Below are 22,182 nucleotides of genomic sequence, written 5' to 3' on the forward strand. Positions count from 1 at the left end.
TAGTGACCGCGGGGACATCGATCGAGATCCGCGCCTCTGGGGGGAGCGGATCGGTTTCGGCCAAACGATCGATACATAAGCTCGTCGCGCTTTACTCACGCGACGGGTATTCGGGGGAATGAGTATGGGGAACCGGGGAATTCTCGCCGTTGCGGCGACGCTGTCGAGGCGTGTGCGCGGGGGCGCGCACGCATCCATCGTCGACGCTTATCCGGCCGACGGTACCTTCATCGATCACCCCGCCTCGCGCGTCCACGGCGAAGCGCCGTGTGTCGACGCGCGGGGCGGGGTGGTCATTCCCGCCCACGATGAGGCTGCGGTGATCGGACGCACGCTCGAGGGCCTTGCACCTCTGGTGCGTGCAGGCGTCGAGGTGATCGTTGTCTGTAATGGATGCTCGGATGACACAGCGACTATCGCGCGATCATTCCCGGGGGTGAACGTTCTCGAGACACCCATCGGGTCGAAGACACACGCGATGAACCTCGCTGATGAGGTGGCAACGAGTTGGCCTCGGCTGTACCTCGACGCGGACATCGATATCGCCCCGGAGGCGGTGTGTGCAGTATTCGATGCGCTTGCCGAACCGGGTGTTGTGGCTGCGCGAGCACGGTACGTCTACGATATCAGCAGTGCTTCCTGGCCTGTCCGTTCCTACTATCGTGCGCGCAGTCGGGTGCCCGCGCCCGAGCGCCGGCTGTGGGGTGCCGGCGGGTACGCGACAGGGGCTGTCGGACACGCACGGTTCGGCGCGTTCGCGAACGTGACCGCCGATGATTCCTGGTTCGACGAGCAATTCGCAGAGGAAGAGAAGCGCATCGTCGCGACAGAGCCGATGCGTGTTCGTACGCCACGTAACGCCGATGCGCTGCTGGCGGTGCTCACGCGTCAGCGTCGCGGCTATGTCGAGATCGGGGTGTCCGCGGAGACCGGTACGCGAGGGCGAGGGCTCCTGCAGTCTGTTCGCGGCATCCGCGATCTTGCTGACGTCGGCTGGTACGTCCTCTTCACGCTGGAAGCGCGACGCCGGGCGGCACGGACCGTCCGCGCGGGCGGGCAACAGTGGGAAAGAGATGCCTCCACCCGGATCGCCGCGGACGCGACACTGTGACGGTCCTCGGCCGCAAAGAGCAGCCGCAGAAGCGCTACGACGTGATCATCATGGGCGCCGGTCCGGTGGGTCTGGCCTGCGCGTTGGAATCTGCTCGAGAAGGTCGGCACGTGCTGTTGGTCGAAGCGGGGGGCTCGGATGCCGGCATCCTCGATGTCTCGACCAACGACACCCAGGTTGCCGACCCCGAACGCCATGCGCCCATTGAGCTCACGACGCGTAGTGGCATCGGTGGTACGTCATGGCTGTGGGGTGGACGATGCGTGGCGTTCGAGCCGATCGATTTCGAGCCGCGCGACTATGTGCCCGGCAGTGACTGGCCGATCGGTCTTGCGGACGTCGCGCCCTACTTCGGACGGGCCGCTGATCACCTCGACTGTGGTGCTGCGCAGTTCCGGTCGACTGAGACTGACTGGGACGGGCTGTCGCAGTTCACGATGTCGAATCTCGAGCGGTGGGCACGCAGGCCCAAACTCGGCCCCGGACTCGGTGCGCGCGTCGCTGCGCACGCGAGGATCGATGTCCTTCTGCAAGCGTGCGTCACCGACGTCGAGTTCGACGAGACTCGCACGGTCACAGCGGTCTCCGCGTCGCGCGATGGTGACGTACTGAAGCTTCGAGCTACGGACTACATCCTTGCGATGGGTGGACTCGAAATCACCCGTCTCCTGCTGCGACTCCAACGGAGGATGCCGGACGCCTTCGGCGGCGTCGATGGTCCGCTCGGCCGCTATTACATGGGGCACGCGACCGGCAGCATCGCCGATATCGTCCTCGACGACCCAGCGCGTGCCGCCGACCTCGACTTCGTTCTCGACGCGCACGACACCTACATCCGTCGACGCTTCACTCTGACCGAGGCGGCTCAGCGTGAGAACGAGGTGCTCAACACGAGCTTCTACCTCGACAATCCGCCGTTCTACGAGGTCGAGCACCGCAATCCGACGCTGTCCGCAGTCTTCCTCGGCATTGCGTTCCCGCCCGTCGGACGCCGGATCCTGGCCGAGGGAATCCGGTTGCGTCACGTGGGGCCGAAGCCCTACCGGATCGCGGCGCACGTGGGGAACATCGCTCGCCGGCCATTCCGCGCCGCGGCGGACGTCATCGACATCCTGCGACATCGCTACCTCTCGAACGTGCGCAAGCCCGGGTTCATTCTGCGAAACGTCAGTGGTCGGTACGCGATTCACTATCACGGGGAGCAGGTGCCGAATCCGGACAGTCGGATGACGCTCATCGTCGAGTCGGATGGTCAAGAGGTACTGAAACTCGACTACCGGTATGTCGATCAAGACGTCGATTCGCTGCTGCGAGCTCATGAGCTGCTCGACGCCGAGTTGCGCGCAGCGGGTGTCGCTCACCTGGAGTATCTTCGGGACAATCCGGTCGAGGTGCGCGCGTTTGCCTGGGAGCAGACGACCGACGGGTTCCACAGCATTGGGACGACCCGCATGAGCGTCGACGCCGAGCGAGGGGTCGTCGATGCCGACTGTCGTGTCCACGGGACTTCCAATCTGCACATCGCGTCGAGCAGCGTGTTTCCGACCTCCGCGGAGGCGAACCCGACGTTCTTCGCAGTTGCGCTGTCCGTGCGCCTGGCTCATCACCTGGCCGAGGCAAGTCGCCAGCGCGAATCGGGTCTGGTGCAGGCGGGGGACGATTCGCTATGGTGAGCGCAGGGGACACCGATTCTGTTCACGCGACTGGGAAGCGCGGACAGGAAGCGACTGGGGAACGTCGCGTTCATTCGGTGAATGTGTCGTTGCGTGAATCACGCAACGGCTTACGGGGGAAAGCACGTATGGGGATTCATCGGGGTTTTGGCGTTCGCCGCCACCGTTCGGCGCGAGCAATCGCGTTCGCGGCGATGGTGGGCATGGTGGCGACGATGCTCGCAGTCATCTCGCCGGCGGCGCCGGCAGAGGCGGCCGGCAGCCCGTGCGGCGCGGATATCAACCCGATCGTGTGCGAGAACCAGCAGCCGGGTACCGACCCGGAGGTATGGGATATCTCCGGCGCCGGAGACGCCTCGATTCAAGGATTCGCGACCGATATCTCGGTGAACGCGGGGGCCGCGATCGATTTCAAGATCGATACAGACGCAGCCGCCTACACAATTGATATCTACCGCACGGGTTGGTATCAGGGCTTGGGCGCCAGGAAAATCACGTCGGTTCCTGTCAGCACCGCGCTGCCGCAGAACCAGCCGGAATGCATCTCGGACATCACCACGGAACTCTACGATTGCGGCACATGGGACGTCTCGGCATCTTGGAATGTACCGTCATCAGCAGTTTCGGGCGTCTATGTCGCGAAGCTCACTCGCACAGACACCGGCGGAGCGAGCCACATCATCTTCATCGTCCGTAAGGACGGCAACACATCTGACGTGCTGTTTCAGACGTCGGACCCGACGTGGCACGCATACAACGGCTATGGCGGCAGCAACTTCTACCAGGGTGCGGCCAACGGGCGCGCGCACAAGATCAGCTACAACCGTCCGTTCGCCACCCGAGGTGGGCTGGAAGCGCGCGACTTCTACTTCAGCTCGGAGTACGCCACGGTGCGCTTCCTGGAGCGCAACGGGTATGACATGTCGTACATCGCCGGAGTGGACACCGACCGCCGCGGCGGCGAACTGCTCAACCACGACGTCTTCCTCTCCGTCGGCCACGACGAGTACTGGTCCGGGGCGCAGCGCGCGAACATCGAGGGAGCCCGGGATGCCGGTGTGAACCTGCAGTTCCTGACGGGGAACGAAGGGTATTGGCGCACACGCTACGAGCCCGACAGCAGCGGGGCGGCGTACCGCACCCTCGTCTCATACAAGGAAACGTGGTCCAACGCCAAGATCGATCCGTCGTCGGAGTGGACCGGGACGTGGCGCGACCCTCGGTTCGCGAGCGCGGCCCAGGGTGGGCATTCGCCGGAGAACGCCCTGACGGGCACGATGTACGTCGTCAACAACGACGACCTCCCTGTCACGGTGTCGGCAGCCGAGGGAAAGACCAGGTTGTGGCGGAACACGGGGCTCGCAGCGCTTCCGGCCGGGGCCAGCGAGGAACTGGCCCCGCACACCGTCGGCTACGAATCCAACGAAGACATCGACAACGGATTCCGACCGGCCGGCCTCATTCGCCTGTCGACCACGGTGGGCTACACCCCGCAATACCTGACGGACTACGGCAACACAGTCGTCGAGGGCACCACCGAGCACCACGTCACGATGTATCGCGCGGCGAGCGGTGCGCTCGTCTTCTCGGCGGCGAGCATCCAGTGGGGTTGGGGTCTCGATGACACCCACGACGGCAACGGCGCCGCGGCCGACCCGCGGATGCAGCAGGCGCAGGTGAACCTGTTGGCCGACATGGATGCGCAACCGGGATCGCTCATGAGCGGGCTCCTTCCCGCGACGAAGAGCGCAGACACGGTGGCCCCGACGACGACGATCACCTCGCCCGCTGCCGGCGCGAGCGTCACGCACGGCCAGCAGATCACGGTGACGGGGACGGCAGCGGATGGCGGTGGCGGCCAGGTCGCCGGTGTCGAAGTGTCGACCGATGGCGGAGCGACGTGGCACGCGGCATCCGGAACCACGTCGTGGACGTACTCCTACATCCAGCAGGGCAATGGGTCCGCGGTGATCCGCGCCCGTGCCATCGACGACAGCGCCCACTACTCGGCAGCGGGGGTGACGCGATCTGTCGCGGTCACCGGCCCGGCGACCGTCTACGGCGCCGCAATTCCCGCTCGCGCGTCGGCCACCGACACGCAGGCGGTCGAGCTGGGACTGAAGGTCACCCCCGACGCCGACGGCTTTCTCACCGGTGTGCGCTTCTTCAAAGGGCCGGCGAACACCGGCACGCACACCGGCCGAGTGTGGTCTGATTCCGGCGAGCAATTGGCCGTCGTGACGTTCGTCGGTGAGACGTCGACGGGCTGGCAGACGGCGATGTTCGATGCGCCGGTCGCCGTCGTGACCGGTGAGACCTACGTCGTCTCCTACACCGCGCCGAACGGCGGCTACGCGTACGTGGACGACTACTGGCCCTACAAGAACACGGCGTCCACGCCGCTCACCGTGGTCTCCGGCGTGGGCGCCGCGAGTCCGGGAGTCTACGCGTCACCGGGCAAGTTTCCCGCACTCACCTGGGGTAACTCGAGCTACTACGTAGACGGCATGTTCGAGACAGCCGCGGCGTCATCGACACGCATCGCGGCCGTCACCCCGGAGCGGGGAGCCACGTCGGTGCCCGTCGGTTCGGCCGTCGAGGCCGTCACGACCCGTGACGTTGGGGCGGCGTCGATCGTCGTCACCGGGCCCGAAGGCGCGGTCGCCGGCACCGTGTCGTACACCGCCGCCACTCGCACCATCCGGTTTGCGCCGGCCGAGCCGTTCACGAACGCGACCACGTATTCGGTGGCCGTGACGGCGGTGCCCACCGACGGGTCGGCGTTCGACGCGGGTCCGGAGTGGACCTTCACCACGGCTGCTGCAGACGTCCCTGCGGGGGAGTGCCCGTGCACGATCTTCCCCGAGAGCGAGCGCCCGCTGATCGCCTCCGACCCCGACGCGGCCCCCGTCACGCTCGGCACGAGGTTCTCGGTCAAGGAGCCGGGTCTGATCACCGCCATCCGCTACTACAAGAGCACATCGAACGTGGGGCCGCACACCGGCGCCCTGTGGACCGCGGACGGGACCAAGCTCGCCGACGCCGACTTCGCCTCCGAAGGCGCCTCCGGCTGGCAGACCGCCGTGCTCACGTCGCCCGTTGCCGTCGCGCCCGGAACGGAGTACGTCGTCTCCTACGTGGCGCCGGCGGGGAGGTACTCGGCGAGCCCGAGCGCGCTGACCACCCCCGTCGAACGGGGGCCGCTGGTCACGTCGGCGCAGGGCGGGTCCTACTCGTACTCCGGCGGATTCCCGGCGCAGCGGTCGACGTCGAGCTACCTCGTCGACGTCGTCTTCGAACGAGGTTCGGCGTCCGGCCCGACGTGGGTCTCCACCTCTCCCGCGTCGGGAGCGAGCGCCGTCCCGCGGAGTTCGACGATCACCGCGACCTTCACCGCTGCCCTTGTCGGCACTCCCGTCGTGACGGTGACAGCCGATGGCGCGCCGGTGGCCGGGACGACCGCCGTCAGCGGTTCCGTCATGACATTCACCCCCACCGGCCCGCTGCCGTATGGGGCGAGTGTGGCCGTCGCCGTCGACGGCGTCGCCAGCGCGGGGGGAGCGGGGGCGCCGCGCACGTGGTCGTTCACTGTCGAGCCGGACCCGTCCTCGCCCACACCGACGTCGATCTTCGGCACCGAGGTGCTGTCGCCCGCGTTGGGAAACGACGGCACACCGCTCGAGCTCGGTACCGAGTTCCGATCCTCCGTCGCCGGCGAGGTCACGGCGCTGCGGTTCTACAAGATGGCGGGTGACACGGGTGCCCACACCGGAACGCTCTGGTCGTCGAGCGGCCAGGCGCTGGCGTCCGTCGTGTTCACCGGTGAGAGCGCGTCGGGATGGCAGACGGCCGTCCTCGCCGTGCCCGTGACGCTGGCTGCCGGACAGACCTATACGGTGTCGTTCTTCTCTCCGCAGGGCCGGTACCCCTTCACCGCCGGGTATTTCGCCTCGCCGAAGACGAGTGGCTCTCTGACGGCCACCGGCGGCACCTTCCGATACGGCAACGGCGGCGTGCGCCCGACCGAGTCGTGGCAGCAGTCGAGCTACTTCGCGGACGTCCTGTTCACGGCCGGCACGAGTAGCGCTCCGGCGCCGCAGGTGACGGAGAAGACGCCGACGGGGGCCAGGGTCGACCTGGCCGCGACCGTGTCGGCCGTGCTGTCGCTGGCCGTCGACTCGCCCACGATCGCTCTCGCGGCGGCGTCGGGTGCGAGCGTGGCGGGGACGTCGTCCTACGCCGCCGGAATCCGCACGCTCACCTTCGATCCGTCGGCGGACCTCCTCCCGGCCACGACCTATACCGCGACGGTGCGCATCGGCGGCCAAGTGCTCGATCAGTGGACCTTCACCACGGTGGAGCCCGTCGTGCCGGGGAGCACCGACACGCTGTTCGGGGAGGCGACGCCCGCGACGGCGGCCGCCTCCGATACCGGCGCCGTCGAACTCGGGACCGCCTTCACGGTGACCCGCAGCGGCAGTGTGACCGCGCTCCGGTTCTACAAGGGCGTGGGCAACACCGGCACGCATGTCGGCAGCCTGTGGGACTCCGAGGGCAACCGCCTCGCCACCGTCACGTTCTCGAACGAGACCGCCTCCGGGTGGCAGCGTGCCGCGCTGTCGACACCCGTCGTCGTCGCGCCGGGCACGACCTACGTCGCGTCGTACTTCGCGCCCAACGGACGCTATGCGATCGAGTCGGCCTACTTCTCGGTGCAGCGCACGAGCGGGTCGATCGTGGCGCCCGCGGGCGCCAACGGGCGGTTCTTCTACGGTGCCGGGGGAGTGTTCCCGACCGGCTCCTGGAACTCGTCGTCGTACTTCGTCGACGCCGAGATCGCGTTCGGCGGGGGAGCCACCGCGACGCCCACGCCGACGCCGACCGCGACGCCCACGCCGACCGCGACGCCGACGCCCACGCCGACGCCCACGCCGACCGCGACGCCGACGCCCGCGGTGACGACGCGGACGCCGGCAGCCGATGCCGTGGATGTGGCCCCCACGACGACCGTCTCGGTCGTCCTGGATCGGCCCGCGCCGTCGGCCCAGGTCGGGCTCGCGGTGAACGGGACGGCCGTCGCCGGGGTCACCACCTACGACGACGTGACACAGACTGCGATCTTCACGCCGACCGACCCGCTCGCGTGGCGCACGACCTACACGGTCTCCGTGTCCGCGGTGACGGGCGGTTCCTGGGCCTTCACGACCGCCGACGAGCCACCGGTGCTCACCGCGGCATCCATCTTCGGGACCCTGACGCCGCAGAACTCCGCCTGGGACGACCCGGACAGCGTCCAAGTGGCCACGCGGTTCAGTGTCACCGTGGCCGGGACCGCGACCGGCGTGCGGTTCTACAAGGGCGCGACCAACACCGGCGCACATACGGGCTACCTGTGGAACAGTGCGGGCCAGGCGCTCGCGCAGGTCGCTTTCACGGCGGAGACGGCCGACGGCTGGCAAGAAGTCGCCTTCGCGTCGCCGGTCACCCTGCAGCCCGGCCAGGAGTATCGGGTGGGGCTGCACAGCACGACCGGACGCTATGCCGTCGATCTGAACGGACTCGCCAACCCGACCACGTCCGGCGTCTTCACGACGCCGCAACAGGGCGCCGCCTACACGTATTCGACGGCGTATCCGTCGAATCTGTCGAACCACAACTACTGGGTCGACGTGACATTCCTGCCAACCGAATAGACCGATAAGACAATCGCCAGCCTCGTGGGGAGAAGCAGCGTGACAGAGAAATTGAATGCGGTGGTCGTGGGGGCCGGCTATTGGGGGCCGAACCTCGCGAGGAACTTCCGCGCGAGCCCGGACTGGGAGCTCGCGGGCATCTGCGACCTCGACATCGGGCGTGCCCAGCGGGTCGCCGACAGCATCGGCGGAGTGCCGGTCACGGCGAGCCTCGACGAGGTCCTCGCCGACCCGACCGTCGATGCGATCGCCATCGCCACGCCGGCACGCACGCACCACCCGATCGTTCTGCAGGCACTGGATGCCGGCAAGCATGTGATGGTCGAGAAGCCGCTCGCGGACGACCGGGTACGGGGCGAGGAGATGGTCGCGCGCGCTGCGCGGAGCGGCCGCATCCTCATGGCCGACCACACCTATTGCTACACGCCCGCGGTGCTCAAGATCCGTGATCTCATCGCGGAGGGCGCGCTCGGCGACATCCTCTTCGTCGACAGCACACGCATCAACCTCGGGCTCATCCAGCCCGACGTGGACGTGTTCTGGGATCTCGCGCCCCACGACCTGTCGATCATGGACTTCGTGCTGCCGGGCGGACTTGCCACAGGATCGGTGTCGGCCCACGGATCCGACCCGCTCGGCACCGGGAAGGCCTGCGTCGGGTACCTCGCGATGCCGCTCGAGTGCGGCGCGATGGCCCACGTCACCGTCAACTGGCTCAGCCCGACGAAGATCCGCCAGATGGTGATCGGCGGCACGAAGCGCACCCTCGTCTGGGACGATCTCAACCCGCAGCAGCGGATCAGCGTCTACGACCGCGGTGTCGACATCGCCGCCGTCTCGAAGGAGACCACCCCCGACCGCCGCGATGCGAACATCTCGTACCGTCTGGGCGACACGTGGTCGCCGGCGCTCCCCGAACGCGAGGCGCTCGCCGGAGTCGTCGCCGAATTCGCCGCGGCGATCCGCGAAGGCCGCCCCGCGCGCACCAGCGGGGAAGCCGGGCTCCGCGTGCTGTCGGTGCTCGACGCCGCCCAGCGCAGTCTCGCCGCGGGAGGCGCCCCGGCACCCATGAAGCTCGACATCCAGCCCCGGAGGGCAGCCGCATGACCCAGCTCGAAGACGCCCGCATTCTCGTCACCGGTGGCGCAGGGACGATCGGTTCCACGCTCGTGGACCAACTCCTCGTCGCCGGCGCTGCGCACATCGACGTCCTCGACAACCTCGTCCGCGGGCGGCGCGCGAACCTCGACGAAGCGCTCGCCACCGGACGCGTGACTCTCATCGACGGCGACATCCGCGATCGCGCGCTCGTGGACGACCTCGTCGCGGGCAAGGATGTCGTCTACCACCAGGCCGCGATCCGCATCACGCAGTGCGCCGAGGAGCCGCGGCTCGCCCTCGAGGTGCTCGTCGACGGCACATTCAACGTCGTCGAGGCCGCCGCGCAGCACCGGGTCGGCAAGCTCATCGCGGCATCCAGCGCCTCCGTCTACGGCATGGCGGAAGCCTTCCCGACCGACGAACGCCACCACCACGAGAACAACGACACCATCTACGGCGCCGCGAAGACCTTCAACGAGGGACTCGTCCGCAGCTTCCGTGCGATGCAGGGCCTCGACTACGTTCTGCTCCGCTATTTCAACGTGTACGGGCCGCGCATGGATGTGCACGGCCTCTACACCGAAGTCCTCGTGCGTTGGATGGAACGGATCGCCGACGGCGTCCCGCCCCTCATCTTCGGTGACGGGCAGCAGACGATGGACTTCGTCTGCGTGCCCGACATCGCGCACGCCAATGTGTTGGCGGCGCGCAGCGACATCGTCGGAGGGACGTACAACATCGCCAGTGGCACCGAAACCAGTCTGCTCGAGCTCGCGCAGACGCTCCTGCGGGTGATGGATGCCGAACACCTCGGCGTCGAGCACGGCCCCGAGCGAGCCGTCAACGGCGTCGTCCGCCGGCTCGCCGACATCCAGGCGGCATCGCGCGATCTCGGCTTCCGGGCGCGCATCGACCTGGAAGAGGGACTGCGGCAGCTGGTCGATTGGTGGCGGCCGCTGCGCGAAGAGATCTCGACCGGCCGCCAGGTGGTGACCGCATGAACGTGCGTCTGGGCGAACGCATCAACGTGATGGTCCCCTGGCTCGGCCAGGAGGAAGCGGATGCCGTCGCCGAGGCGATCGCCTCCGGGTGGGTCGCCCAGGGGCCGCGGGTGGCGCAGTTCGAGACGGAGTTCGCCGAGGCCATGCAGGCCCCGTACGCGGTCGCAACCACGAGCTGCACGACCGCGCTGCACCTCGCCCTCGTCGTCGCGGGCATCGGCCCGGGTGACGAAGTGATCGTCCCGTCGTTCTCGTTCGTGGCGACGACCAACGCGGTGCGCTATGTCGGGGCCACCCCGGTGTTCGCGGACGTCGACGAAATCACCGGGAACCTCACGGCGTCGGCCGTCGATCTGGCGCTCACCTCGTCGACGCGCGCCGTGATCGCGGTGGACCAGGGCGGCGTTCCCGTCGACCTGGCGTCGATCCGCGCCGTCGCCGATCCGCTGGGCATCGTCGTCATCGAGGATGCCGCGTGCGGCGCGGGTTCGACCTACCGGGGACGCCCCGTGGGCGCCACCGCCGACATCGCGGCGTGGTCCTTCCACCCCCGCAAGCTGCTGACGACCGGCGAGGGCGGGATGATCACGACGCAGCGCGCCGATTGGGCTGCGCGCGCGCGACGATTGCGCGAGCACGCGATGAGCGTCTCGGCCACCGACCGGCACCGCTCGGTGCTGCCGCCGGCGGAGGAGTACACCGAGGTCGGCTTCAACTTCCGCCTGACGGATCTGCAGGCCGCAGTGGGACTCGTGCAGCTGGGCAAGCTGCCGGCGATCGTCGCCCGGCGCCGCCAGATCGCTGCGCGCTACCAGGCCGCGCTCGCGGAGATCCCCGGCCTGCGGTCCGTCGCCGACCCGGAGTGGGGGACCTCCAACTTCCAGTCGTTCTGGGTGGAGGTCCTCGAGAACTACCCGGTCGATCGTGAGGGGTTGTTGGAGGCGCTCTCGGTAGCGGGGATCTCCGCCCGGCGCGGCATCATGGCCACGCACCGCCAGGCACCCTATCGCGATCTGGCTCCGGAGGGATCACTCCGGGTGACCGAGCGGCTCACCGATCGGACTCTCATCCTGCCCGTCTACCATTCCCTGTCCGAGGGGGACCAGGACCGGGTGCTCGAGGTCCTGCACCATCCGATAGGCGAGGCGGTCGCATGACCGCCGGGCTGCTCCTTGTGGGGGCGAGTGGCCTGGCCCGAGAGGTCATCGCAGCGGGGATCGCCGGCGTCGCCGGCATCCTCGACGACAACGCGGCCTTGCACGGCACCGAGGTGGGCGGTGTGCCCGTCGTCGGAAGCATCTCCGACGCGGTCGCCCACGACGCACGGCTGCTCGTCTGCGTGGGGCCGAGCGGTGGGCGACGTGCGGTGGTCGACCGCTTGCGTGCCGCGGGCGTGGAGGCCGAACGATACGCGACATTCGTCGCCGGCTCAGTGCGTATCGGCCAGGGCGTCACCGTGGGCGCCGGATCCATCCTGCTCGACGGAGTGGTCGTGACCGCCGCGACGGACGTCGGCAGCCACGTGGTGATCATGCCCAACTGCACGATCACGCACGACGGCGTGCTGGAGGACTTCGCGACGCTGGCCGCCGGTGTCTCGCTGGGCGGTGGTGTGCGGGTGGGTGCCGCGGCCTACCTCGGGATGAACGCCTGTGTCCGGCCGGAGGTCACCATCGGGGCCGATTCGACCGTCGGGATGGGCGCCGCCGTCCTGCGCGACGTGCCGGTCGGCCAGACGTGGGCCGGAGTTCCGGCCCGGCAGTTGGATACAGCGCGGGCGTCCGAGCCCGTCGGAGTACGGGGAGAGCACGCATGACCGTTCCGTTCATCGACCTGGCCGCCCAGCAGGCCGAAATCGTCGAGGAGGTGCTTCCCGTCTGGCGACGCCAGTTGGCCTCGGCCGCCTTCATCGGCGGTCCCGAGGTCGAGGCCTTCGAGCGCGAGTACGCCGACTACATCGGCGTCGAGCACGTCGTCGGTGTCTCCAACGGCACCGACGCGCTCGAACTCGCCTACCGCGGCCTCGGCATCGGCCCCGGTGACGAGGTGATCATGCCGGCCAACACGTTCATCGCGACCGCCGAGGCGGCCTCGCGCATCGGCGCGGTTCCGGTGTTCGTCGACGTCGACGACGAGTACCTGCTCATCGATCCCGACGCGATCGAGGCCGCCGTGACACCGCGCACGCGGGCGATCGTTCCCGTGCATCTGTTCGGGCAGAGCGCGCCGATGGTCGACGTGCTCGCGGTGGCGGCGCGGCACGACCTCGCGGTCGTCGAAGACGCGGCCCAGTCGCAGGGCGCAGTGTGCTCCACCGGGCGCGCGGGGGCTCTGGGGCGGGTGTCGGCCACGAGCTTCTACCCCGGGAAGAACCTCGGCGCCGCCGGCGATGCCGGCGCGCTGATGACGAACGACGCGGAGATCGCGGCGACCGCCCGGAATCTCGCCGCCCACGGCAGCTCGGTCAAGTACGTGCACGACCGCATCGGCATGAACGCGCGATTGGATGCCGTGCAGGCGAGCGTCCTGCGCGCGAAGCTGCGCCGACTCGATCGCTGGAACGCTGCGCGCCGGGATGCCGCGGATCGGTACGCAGAGCTGCTCGGGGGACGGGACGGTGTGCGGCTCCCGAGCGTGCGTGGCGGCAACGAAGATGTCTGGCACCTCTATGTCGTGCGGGTTGATGACCGAGACCGCGTGCTCACCGACCTTTCGGCGGCCGGCATCGGCGTCGGCATCCACTACCCGATGGTCGTCCCGCTGACCGAGGCCTACGCCGCGCTCGGGCACCGCGCGGGGGAGTTCCCGGTCGCCGAGGCGGCGGCCGCGCAGATCCTGTCGCTGCCGATGTTCCCCCACCTGACCGCGGCGCAGCAAGCCGAGGTCGCGACGGCGCTGGACGTGGCGGTCGGCACCACGCGGCGGGTGGCGTGACGTGACGGGCGCCGCGACGAGACAGCCCAGCGCGCGCCGCGCCCTCGGCTGGAGCTTCGCGAACACGGCGATCGGCAAGTTCGGGACGCTCCTCATCGGGATCGTCATCGCCCGGGTGCTCGGACCGGACGAGTTCGGCACCTACGCCATCGCGATGGTCGCTCTCGCCGCGGTGCTCAGTTTCAATGAACTCGGTGTGAGCCTCGCGATCGTGCGGTGGCAGGAGGATCCTCGTCTGATCGCGCCCACCGTCACGACGATCTCGGTCGGCGCCAGTGTGCTGGTCTTCGCCGTCGGATGGATACTCGCGCCGGGCTTCGCGAGCGCGATGGGCGACGCATCGGCCGCACCGGTCGTCCAGGTGATGCTTCTCTGTGTGCCGCTGAACGGCCTGGTCGCCACAGCGGCCGCCGGCATGCAGCGGGAGTATCAGCAGGGTCGGCGCACGATCGCCGACCAGGTGAACACCTGGCTCGGTGCGGGGCTGTCGGTGCTCCTCGCGCTCGCCGGGCTCGGCGCGATGAGTCTCGCGATCGGGCGCATCGTGGCCGCCGTCGTCTTCAGCGGCATGCTGCTCGCATTCAGCCCCTTGCCGCTGCGCTTCGGCTGGGACCGCGAGTACATTCGGCCGCTCCTGCGATTCGGTCTTCCCCTGGCCGGCGCGAGCATCATCGTCTTCGCGGTCGGATATGCCGACCAGTTCGTCGTCGGTGCCGTGCTGGGCGCGCAAGCCCTCGGCTTCTACCTGCTCGCGTTCAATCTCGCGAGCTGGCCCGTGGCCATGCTGTCGCAGCCTGTGCGCGCTGTCGCGCCGGCGGCATTCGCACGCGTTCAGACCGCGCCTGACCGCATGGACAGCGGGTTCCGCTCCGCGGCGCGCGTCCTGATGGCGATCGCGTTGCCGATGTGTGCGTTCCTCGCCGGCGCGGCGCTGCCGGTCGTCACCTTCGTCTACGGTGCCCCCTGGGCTCCCGCTGCGCTCGCCCTGCAGTGGCTCGCCCTGCAGGGCGCCGTTCGGATCGCGTTCGAGCTGGCCTACGACTTCCTCGCCGTCAAGCGCAAGTCGGCCACGCTCTTGGGGATCCAAGTCGCCTGGCTCGTGTTGTTGGTCCCCGCCGTCCTCTTCGGGGCACAGCTGGACGGGATCGCCGGCGTCGCGGCAGCGCAGGCCCTCACCGCCGCGATCGTGTTGATCGCCGGGTATGGCTGGGCGCTGCGTGCCGCGTCGGTGCGCGTCGGCACGCTCGCGCGGGCGCTCCTGGTGCCCCTTCTCGGCGGCGCGGTCGTCGGTGTCGGCAGCGCGGTGCTCGCCGCCAGGATCGCCGTGGACCTGTGGGCCGCGGTGGCAGCCGGGGTGCTGGCGGTCGTCGTCGCGGCGGGGGTGCTGGCCCTCTCGCGGCGCGACATCGCCGCTCTCGGCTCGGCCCGGCAGGGGACGTCATGAGGATCCTCGTGTACCCGCACGACCTCGGGGTCGGGGGGAGTCAGCTCAACGCGATCGAGCTTGCCGCCGCCGTGCGGGATCTCGGGCACGAGGTCGTGGTCTTCGGCCGCCGCGGCGAACTCAACGGCCGCATCGACGAACTCGGGCTGGAATTCGTGGCCGCGCCGCCGCCCGGAAAACGTCCCTCTCCCGCAACCGCCGCGGCGCTCACCGAACTCGTCCGCACCCGGCGGATCGATGTCCTGCACGGATACGAATGGCCGCCGACTCTCGACGCCGTCCTCGCGGCGCGCCGCGGCGCCCGTACGGCGGTCGTGTCGACCGTGATGTCGATGGCCGTCGCGCCGTTCATCCCGCACTCGGTTCCCCTGATCGTGGGGACCGAGCAGATCGCCGACACGGAGAAGCACCGAGGACGCGTTCGCGTCTCCGTGATCGAGCCTCCCGTCGACCTCGCCTACAACGACATCCGAGATGTGCACGGCGTCGCCGAATTCCGGTCACGGTTCGGCGTCGACGACCGCCGTCTCACTCTCGTGATGGTCACGCGACTCGCGCACGAGCTGAAGCTCGAGGGGATCCTCACCGCCATCGAGGTCGTCGGTCGGCTCGCGGAAGAGACGGGACTGCAGTTGATCGTCGTCGGCGACGGGCCGGCGCGCGAGGTGGTGCGCGCTCGCGCCGACGCGGTGAACGCGCGATGCGGAGCCGGCACCATCGTCCTCACCGGCCAGCTCGCCGACCCCCGGCCCGCGTATGCGGTGGCCGACATCGCATTCGGGATGGGCGGGTCGGCTCTGCGCGCCCTGGCCTACGGAGCGCCGCTGGTCGTCCAGGGCGAGCGCGGCTTCTGGCGCGCGCTGACACCCGAGACGGTCGACGGCTTCCTGTGGCAGGGTTGGTACGGCGTGGACGGCGGGGGCGAGCACGGCGTGGAGAATCTCGAACGCGAGCTGCGACCGTTGCTGCGCAGTCCTCGCCAGCGCACGCGCCTCGGCGCTTTCGGGCTCGAACTGGTGCGGCAGCGATTCGCCCTCACGCGTGCGGCCGACGTGCAGACGCACCTGTATGCGGACGCGATCGCTCATCCGTCGCGCAGTGCGGTGGCGTCCGAAACGGCAGCGCTCGTCCGGTACAGCCGGTACTACCTCAGCAAGCGTGTCCGCCGGGCATTGGGGACCGAGTCGGCAGACGATTTCAATGCGCGCCCGGTCGCCGGCGCCGCGCGGGTTCGGAGCGCCGGATGAGCCGGCGAAGCGTGGCGACGCCGCTGATCTGGCTGGCGGGTGTGGGATGGGATGAGACGGCCGGCACCGACCGCCGCATCGTCACCGCGCTCGGCCGCTCGAGGGATGTCGTCTGGGTCGACCCGCCGAACCGGCGCACCAGCTGGCGCCGATGGCTCACCCAGCGAGCGCCGGAGCCGCACGAGGGCGTCGATCGCATCGCCGTGCCGGCCACGATCGGCGTGACCCGGTGGCCGTTCCGCCTGGTGTCGGCCTGGCTTCGCACGGCCGCGACTCGTCGCGCCATGTCGCGCGTGCCGCAGGCGGTGATCGTCATGGCAAACCCACTGGCATCCCTTCCTCGGAACGCGCGCCAGGCGCGGGTGCTCTACGTCACCGATGACTGGGTCGCGGGAGCGCCCCTGATGGGCGTCTCCACGCGTCTGGTGGAACGTACGCTCCGCCGCAACGCGCAGCGCGCGGACGTCGTCGTGGTCGTCTCCCCGGCGCTTCTGGATCTCGTTCCGGCACGCATCGGCTCCAGGCCTCGCATCGAACTCATACTGCCCAACGGAGCTCCGCCGGTCACCGAAGGTCCCCTCGCCGCGCGGCAGCCGATCGCCGGGCTCGTCGGGCAGATCAACGAACGCATCGATCTCGGCATCCTCGAAGCGATCGTCGCGGCGGGCATCCCGCTGCGAATCGTCGGGCCCGAAACGATGCGGGACCCCTCCCAACGGGAGCGGCTGGCGGCCCTGCGCGCTCACCCTCTCGTCGAGTGGCGTGGTCCGGTTCCCGTGGGAGAGGTGCCGTCGCACCTCCGGGAGATCGCCGTGGGGCTGACCCCGTATGCACTCTCGTCGTTCAACCGCGCAAGTTCGCCGCTGAAGACGCTCGAATATCTTGCGTCCGGTGTGCCGGTCGTCAGCAGCGATCTGCCTGCGGCCACGTGGCTCGGCAGTGCGGACGTCGCCATCGCCGCGGACGCGGCCGCATTCGTGCGCGCGGCGCAGAGATTCATCGAGGAGCGCGCCGACGACGTCGCAGAACGGCGCCGCCGCGATTTCGCCCGTCGTCACGGATGGGACATGCGTGCCGCCGAACTGCTTGCGGTGCTCGATCGGGCCGGAGGTGCCCCACGATGACACTGCGCGACTTCTTCCAACTCCTCCGCCGACGGTGGTATGTCTTCGCCGGCGTTTTGGCGCTCATCATCGTGGCCACCGTGCTGATGGCGCGTGACGGCGGCTCCTACACGACCCGCACCACGGTGATCTTCACTCTGCCCGCCGCGAACGTGCTCACCCCCGAGAGCGGCGCCGACAGCGAGAGCGTGATCACCTTCGCCGGCGTCGTCGCTGCCCAGATCAACGAGGGACTCGAGGCATCGAGATACTCCAAGAGCGACGCGCCGTTCTATGGCGCTGGAGTCCGGGAAGGTGTGCTCGTCGGGCTCCGAGACGAGGGAAATCAGTGGGCCACGCGCTACAGCGAAGCCATCCTCGACGTCCAGATCGTCGGCCGCACCTACGAGTGGGTCGCGATCAAGCAGCGGTCGATCCTGGCTGAGATCGAGCAGATCGTCGCGAGCGAACAGAGCGGCGGTGTCGCCGACGGCGAGCGCATCGTGGCACATACCGGCCCGCTGACGCTGCGCATCGAGTACATCAGCGCGTCGCGAAGCGCGCAGGTCATGGCCGCAGCCGCCATGCTGGTGGCGGCGGGGCTGGTCGGGTCGTGGTTGGCGGTGTCCATCGATCGGCGGGCACAGCGCCGCCGCGCCCGCCGCGCCCGTACACGCCACGCCGGCGCGGCGCTTCGGGAACCGAGAGGAACGACAGCATGACGCTTCTGGATCTGATGCGTGCATTCACCCGCCGGTGGTACATCGTCATCCCCGGAATGGTGCTCGCGTTCGTCGCGGCATTCGGCGCGTGGACCGTCGTCGCTCCGACGTACGAGCGCGCCGCCTCGCAGCTCTTGCTGCCCGGGTTGGGCACCCTCCCCGAAGGGGCGACGAACCCCTACCTCTACCTCGGGGGACTCACCCCGCCCGCGGACGTCCTCGTGCGCGCGGTCTCGTCCGAGGACGTGCTGCGCCCGGTGCTCGAACAGAACCCCGGCATAAAGATCGAGATCGCACGGGACCCCACGGCATCCGGGCCCGTGATCCAGACGAAGGTGACCGCTGCCGACGATGAGGTGGCCGGTGCGGTGCTCGAGGGCTTGATGGCGTCGACGACCGCCGCTCTGGATGATCTGCAGGCAGAGGAAGGGATCCCCGTTCGGGACCGCATCACGATCACGACGGTCTCGGTGGATGCCGAAGGGAAGGTTCAGCAACGCGACCGCGTCGTCGCGAGCGCCGGCGCCGGCATCATCCTGCTCGTCCTGTCACTGGTGATCGCGAGTCTCGTGGATGGACTCGTGACACGCCGCGGGCGTACCCGCAGGCCGATGGGGGATGGCGCGAGCGGCGACGGATCGGACACGACCCGGAGCCGAACGGCGCGCGAGGGCGACGCTCCCGAAGACGACCCGGAGAGCGGCCCCGAGGGTGACCGAGGAACAGGGGAGGAGCCGGAGGGCGCACCTCGCCCGCGCCGGGCGGACCTCGATGCCGTCTACGCCGCTCGCCCCGCGGCAGCAGCAGCTAGCGGAATGGCGTAGAGGAGGTGTCATCGCGCGTTGTCGCGTCCCCGCCGGTCGAAGCGCGCCATCATCGCGGCGCGCGAGAGGTGAGCACGGGCAACGCCGTCACGCTGTTGACGGTGTACATCGTCGTGCTGTTCGCGGTCCCGTCGAACCTCACGGTCAGCGCATTGGGCTCCCTGGGGAGGCCCTCGCTGTTGTGGGGTCTCTGCCTACTGTTGATCTGGCTGCTGAGCAGGCTGCAACGACGCTCGCTGGAGGTGCTGCCCGTGGCGCAACCGGTGAAGGTGGCGCTCGGCGCGCTCATCGCGGTGGCTCTCGTGAGCTTCGCCGCTGCGATGCTCCGTGGCCAGCCGTACGACCAGGTCAGCCTCGGCGTCGCCGCGCTCGCGCGCCTGATGTCGTGGACGGGAGTCATCCTCATCGCGGCCGACGGTCTGCGTACCCATCGGGCGCTGTCGACAGTGATCCGCCGGCTGATCATCACCGCGAGTTGTTTCGCGGCCTTCGGGCTCCTGCAGGTGTTCGCCGGTGCGACGATGCTCGACTGGGTGGCGGCGCTGCCCGGCGTCTCCGTGGAGCTCGGCGGTATCGACAGCCGGGGGGCATTCACTCGTGCCGCGTCGACGGCGACCCACCCGCTCGAGTTCACGGCGACGATCGCCGCCTGCCTGCCGATCGCCGTCGCGACGGCGGTCGCCGGCGGTTACCGAGCATCGTCTCGGTGGCGACTGGCCTGGTGGGTGCCGCCGGCACTGTTCGTCGTCGTGCTCGTGCTCGCCGTCTCGCGGTCGGCGACCATCGGTTTGATCGTGTCGGCGATCGTTTCGATCCCGGGTCTTCCGCGTGCGTACCGCTGGCTGGTGACGGTTGCCGGCGTCGCGGCGATCGCGGCGGTCATCGTCGTCGTGCCGGGCCTGTTCGGCACGGTGGTGGCGCTGTTCGCCGGTGCCGGCAACGACGCGAGCACCACGTCGCGCACCGATGCCCTCGCCCGCGTTCCCGAGTTCTTCGCCGCCTCCCCGTGGGTGGGCGCAGGCTTCGGAACGTTCACCTCGAGGTACTGGATCTTCGACAACCAGTGGGTTCAGTCGCTCATCGACGTCGGTGCGCTGGGGCTGCTCGCACTCGTGGCGGTGGTGGCCATCTCGATCTGGAACGCCATCGACGGCGGTCGGCGCTCGCCCTACCAGGAGACGAGGACCATGGGTCGGGCGCTCGCCGCATCCACCCTCACGATCGCGATCCTGTTCCTCTTCTTCGACGGTCTCAGCTTCGTCATCGCCGCCGGCACACTCTTCCTGGTGGTCGGGCTGTGCGCGGCTTTGCGCGTGGTCGGGCTGTCAGACGAGGAGCACGGTGCGGCCGCTGCTCGCCTGGACGACTTCCCGATCGACGAGGTCGTGACGCCGGCGGACGATCACGGCAGCGTGACGCGATAGATATGGTGCGTGTGCTCGGTCGTGAACGAGTCGGTGAAGGCACCGCCTGAGACAGCCAGCTTCCGTGCCTCGTCGAGGACCTCCACGGAGGATGCGGACGCGAGGGCAGGCGGCAACGTGAAGGTGCGCGTTCCGGTGCCGCCGTCGGTCATCGCGATGATGTAGGCCTGTGTGCCCGTCAGCTTCAGCGCCGTGTCGAGCCCCACGCCGAACGTCCACACGTAGCTGGGTGAGTTCAGTGCCGGCGCGAGCGCGGTGACCTGAGCGTTCACGGCGGTGATCTTCTCGCGCCGCGCCGCGCCGCACTCGAGAATCGAGTAGTTGCCACAGGTCCCGTTGTTGTTGTGCTGGAAGTAGGCGATGCCGCCCGCCCCGTGGATGAGTGCGTTCCAGACCGCGCCCTCGATCTGGTCGCCGGTGATCGTGGTTGCACCGGACTCGGTGAGATACGGCATTCCGGTCTCGACGAAGACCCAGTTGGGGGTCGTCGTCGAGTAGGTCTCCATCCGGTCCTGCAGCCACCCGTACGCCGAGGCGGTGGCGGGATTCTTGCCACTCGGCCAATTCGGGTTCGCCCCGAACAGCCCCTGGACATGAGGACTCGTGTAGGCATACTTGTCGACGCTCGACACATCGAGCAACGTCAGGTGATCGTCCATCGTGTTCGGACTCCAGTAGGTCCCGAGAACACCGTTTCCGAAGTTCGCGTGCAGGAAACGTCCGTCACGGCGTCCCCGAAGCTCGTCGACCCACGCCTTCTGCTGCGCGAGCCGTCCTGCCTCGGAGTCCGCCGTGCATCCGCCGAGACCCATCTCGCACTCGTCGCTGACGAGCCAACCCACGACTCGGGGGTCGGTCCCGACCTCGGCTGCCGTCCACTCGTCCTGCTGAGCCAGAACCGAGATCCCTTGAGCGGTCACCGTCGAGATCTTCGACCCGTCGTGTTCGGCACCCATATAGGTGTTCACGCCGGCGGCGCGCAACGCGGCAGCATGCTCGGGCTTGCCGAGGAACACCGAGATCGGGAAGAAGGAATCGCTCGTCCAGCCGGATGCGGCAGCCTTCGGGAACTTCGCGTAATAGCGAGACCCGCCGTACCACGCTTCCTGGGGGAGCCCGAGGGCACCGGCGCCGGTGGACGGCGGTGCGGGCGGGGTGGTCGGTTGCGGCGTGGTCGTCGGCGTCGGCGTCGGCGTCGCACTCGGGGGCGGCGACGGGATCGCGCTCGGAGTGGGGGTGGCGGTGCGCGTCGGCGTCGCGGTCGGCCGCGGCGTGGCGGTGGCCGTGGGCGACGGCGAGGCGACTGCGTCGGCGCGGAACCGCACGTCCACGTAGTAGTTCGAGTTCCGGTAGTTCGAGGTCGGGAAGCCTCCCGTGGCGTACGCGTAGACACCCGCACCGCGGGGGAAGACGATGTCGCCGCGGGTGACGGTCTTGTCGAAGTACCGTTCATCGGCCGCGTATCCGCCGTGGGGTGCCGTGTACGACGCGACGTACGTCGCGCCCGCGGTGACCCGCACCGGCGACGAGAAGGTGGCGGTGACCCAGCCGGACTTCTTCGCCTCCGGCAGGCGCACCGTGGCGAGCTTGCTCCCGTTCGGACCCCACAACGAGCCGATGTGTGGTCCTCGGTTCGCTCTGGTGTCGTAGTACTCGATCCCGACGATCGTGCCCGAACGCTTCACCGAGAACCGCACTCCGAGTTCGACGGACTCGCGGTCGGGGTCGACGGCGACCCGGGGCTTGGTGGTCTGACTGAAGCCGCTGGCAGCGGAGGCCGACGGCTGCGCCAGGAACGGTGTGGTCGTCAGCAGTCCCGCGATGGCGGCGGCGGCGATGGCGCCCACGGCGATCCGTCGGAGGGACGGGTGGGAGGGCGCGAGAGGCACGGAGATTCTCCTGGGA

General features: G+C 69.0%; 15 protein-coding genes. 14 read left to right on the forward strand and 1 reads right to left on the reverse strand.

Annotated features, from left to right (window positions below; translation table 11 throughout):
- Nucleotides 1-118 precede the first annotated feature (118 nt).
- The 14 genes from N4R40_RS09625 (at nt 119) to N4R40_RS09690 (ending at nt 20,277) form a co-directional block, all read left to right on the forward strand.
- A complete protein-coding gene (locus N4R40_RS09625; RefSeq protein ID WP_261607159.1) occupies nt 119-1,111 on the forward strand; it encodes a glycosyltransferase in 993 nt (330 codons plus the stop codon).
- Entirely contained in the window at nt 1,108-2,784 is a 1,677-nt protein-coding gene (locus N4R40_RS09630) for a GMC oxidoreductase (RefSeq protein WP_261607160.1), read from the forward strand. The genes N4R40_RS09625 and N4R40_RS09630 overlap by 4 nt, the downstream gene beginning before the upstream one ends.
- Nucleotides 2,785-2,999: 215 nt before the next feature.
- Entirely contained in the window at nt 3,000-8,477 is a 5,478-nt protein-coding gene (locus N4R40_RS09635; RefSeq protein WP_261607161.1) for a DUF4082 domain-containing protein, read from the forward strand.
- 39 nt (nt 8,478-8,516) lie between these two features.
- The gene (locus tag N4R40_RS09640; RefSeq protein ID WP_261607162.1) at nt 8,517-9,584 is read left to right on the forward strand and encodes a Gfo/Idh/MocA family protein; all 1,068 of its coding nucleotides are present in this window, start codon (nt 8,517-8,519) and stop codon (nt 9,582-9,584) included.
- A complete protein-coding gene (locus tag N4R40_RS09645; RefSeq protein WP_261607163.1) occupies nt 9,581-10,579 on the forward strand; it encodes an NAD-dependent epimerase/dehydratase family protein in 999 nt (332 codons plus the stop codon). The genes N4R40_RS09640 and N4R40_RS09645 overlap by 4 nt, the downstream gene beginning before the upstream one ends.
- Complete coding sequence (locus N4R40_RS09650) at nt 10,576-11,736, forward strand: DegT/DnrJ/EryC1/StrS family aminotransferase (protein ID WP_261607164.1); 1,161 nt, start codon at nt 10,576-10,578, stop codon at nt 11,734-11,736. The genes N4R40_RS09645 and N4R40_RS09650 overlap by 4 nt, the downstream gene beginning before the upstream one ends.
- Nucleotides 11,733-12,395, forward strand: coding sequence for an LbetaH domain-containing protein (locus N4R40_RS09655; RefSeq protein ID WP_261607165.1), 663 nt, complete (start codon nt 11,733-11,735; stop codon nt 12,393-12,395). The genes N4R40_RS09650 and N4R40_RS09655 overlap by 4 nt, the downstream gene beginning before the upstream one ends.
- Nucleotides 12,392-13,513, forward strand: coding sequence for a DegT/DnrJ/EryC1/StrS family aminotransferase (locus N4R40_RS09660; RefSeq protein WP_261607166.1), 1,122 nt, complete (start codon nt 12,392-12,394; stop codon nt 13,511-13,513). Before N4R40_RS09655 ends, N4R40_RS09660 begins: the two co-directional genes overlap by 4 nt.
- Before the next feature lies 1 nt (nt 13,514).
- Complete coding sequence (locus tag N4R40_RS09665) at nt 13,515-14,957, forward strand: oligosaccharide flippase family protein (RefSeq protein ID WP_261607167.1); 1,443 nt, start codon at nt 13,515-13,517, stop codon at nt 14,955-14,957.
- Complete coding sequence (locus tag N4R40_RS09670; protein WP_261607168.1) at nt 14,954-16,204, forward strand: glycosyltransferase family 4 protein; 1,251 nt, start codon at nt 14,954-14,956, stop codon at nt 16,202-16,204. Before N4R40_RS09665 ends, N4R40_RS09670 begins: the two co-directional genes overlap by 4 nt.
- Nucleotides 16,201-17,328: a glycosyltransferase gene (locus N4R40_RS09675; protein ID WP_261607169.1), complete on the forward strand. Its 1,128-nt coding sequence runs from the start codon at nt 16,201-16,203 to the stop codon at nt 17,326-17,328. The genes N4R40_RS09670 and N4R40_RS09675 overlap by 4 nt, the downstream gene beginning before the upstream one ends.
- Nucleotides 17,325-18,029, forward strand: a complete 705-nt coding sequence (locus tag N4R40_RS09680; RefSeq protein WP_261607170.1) for a hypothetical protein — start codon at nt 17,325-17,327, stop codon at nt 18,027-18,029. The genes N4R40_RS09675 and N4R40_RS09680 overlap by 4 nt, the downstream gene beginning before the upstream one ends.
- Entirely contained in the window at nt 18,026-18,853 is an 828-nt protein-coding gene (locus N4R40_RS09685; protein ID WP_261607171.1) for a YveK family protein, read from the forward strand. The genes N4R40_RS09680 and N4R40_RS09685 overlap by 4 nt, the downstream gene beginning before the upstream one ends.
- A 68-nt stretch (nt 18,854-18,921) precedes the next feature.
- On the forward strand, nt 18,922-20,277 hold the full coding sequence (locus tag N4R40_RS09690; RefSeq protein WP_261607172.1) for an O-antigen ligase family protein: 1,356 nt from the start codon (nt 18,922-18,924) through the stop codon (nt 20,275-20,277).
- Here N4R40_RS09690 and N4R40_RS09695 read toward each other — a convergent pair.
- Nucleotides 20,256-22,166 carry a DUF4082 domain-containing protein gene (locus N4R40_RS09695; RefSeq protein WP_261607173.1) on the reverse strand — a complete coding sequence of 637 codons (1,911 nt, stop codon included), beginning with the start codon at nt 22,164-22,166 and terminating at the stop codon, nt 20,256-20,258. The genes N4R40_RS09690 and N4R40_RS09695 overlap by 22 nt on opposite strands.
- Between the last annotated feature and the right edge of the window lie 16 nt (nt 22,167-22,182).

Source organism: Microbacterium memoriense, assembly GCF_025398275.1.
GTDB lineage: Bacteria > Actinomycetota > Actinomycetes > Actinomycetales > Microbacteriaceae > Microbacterium > Microbacterium memoriense.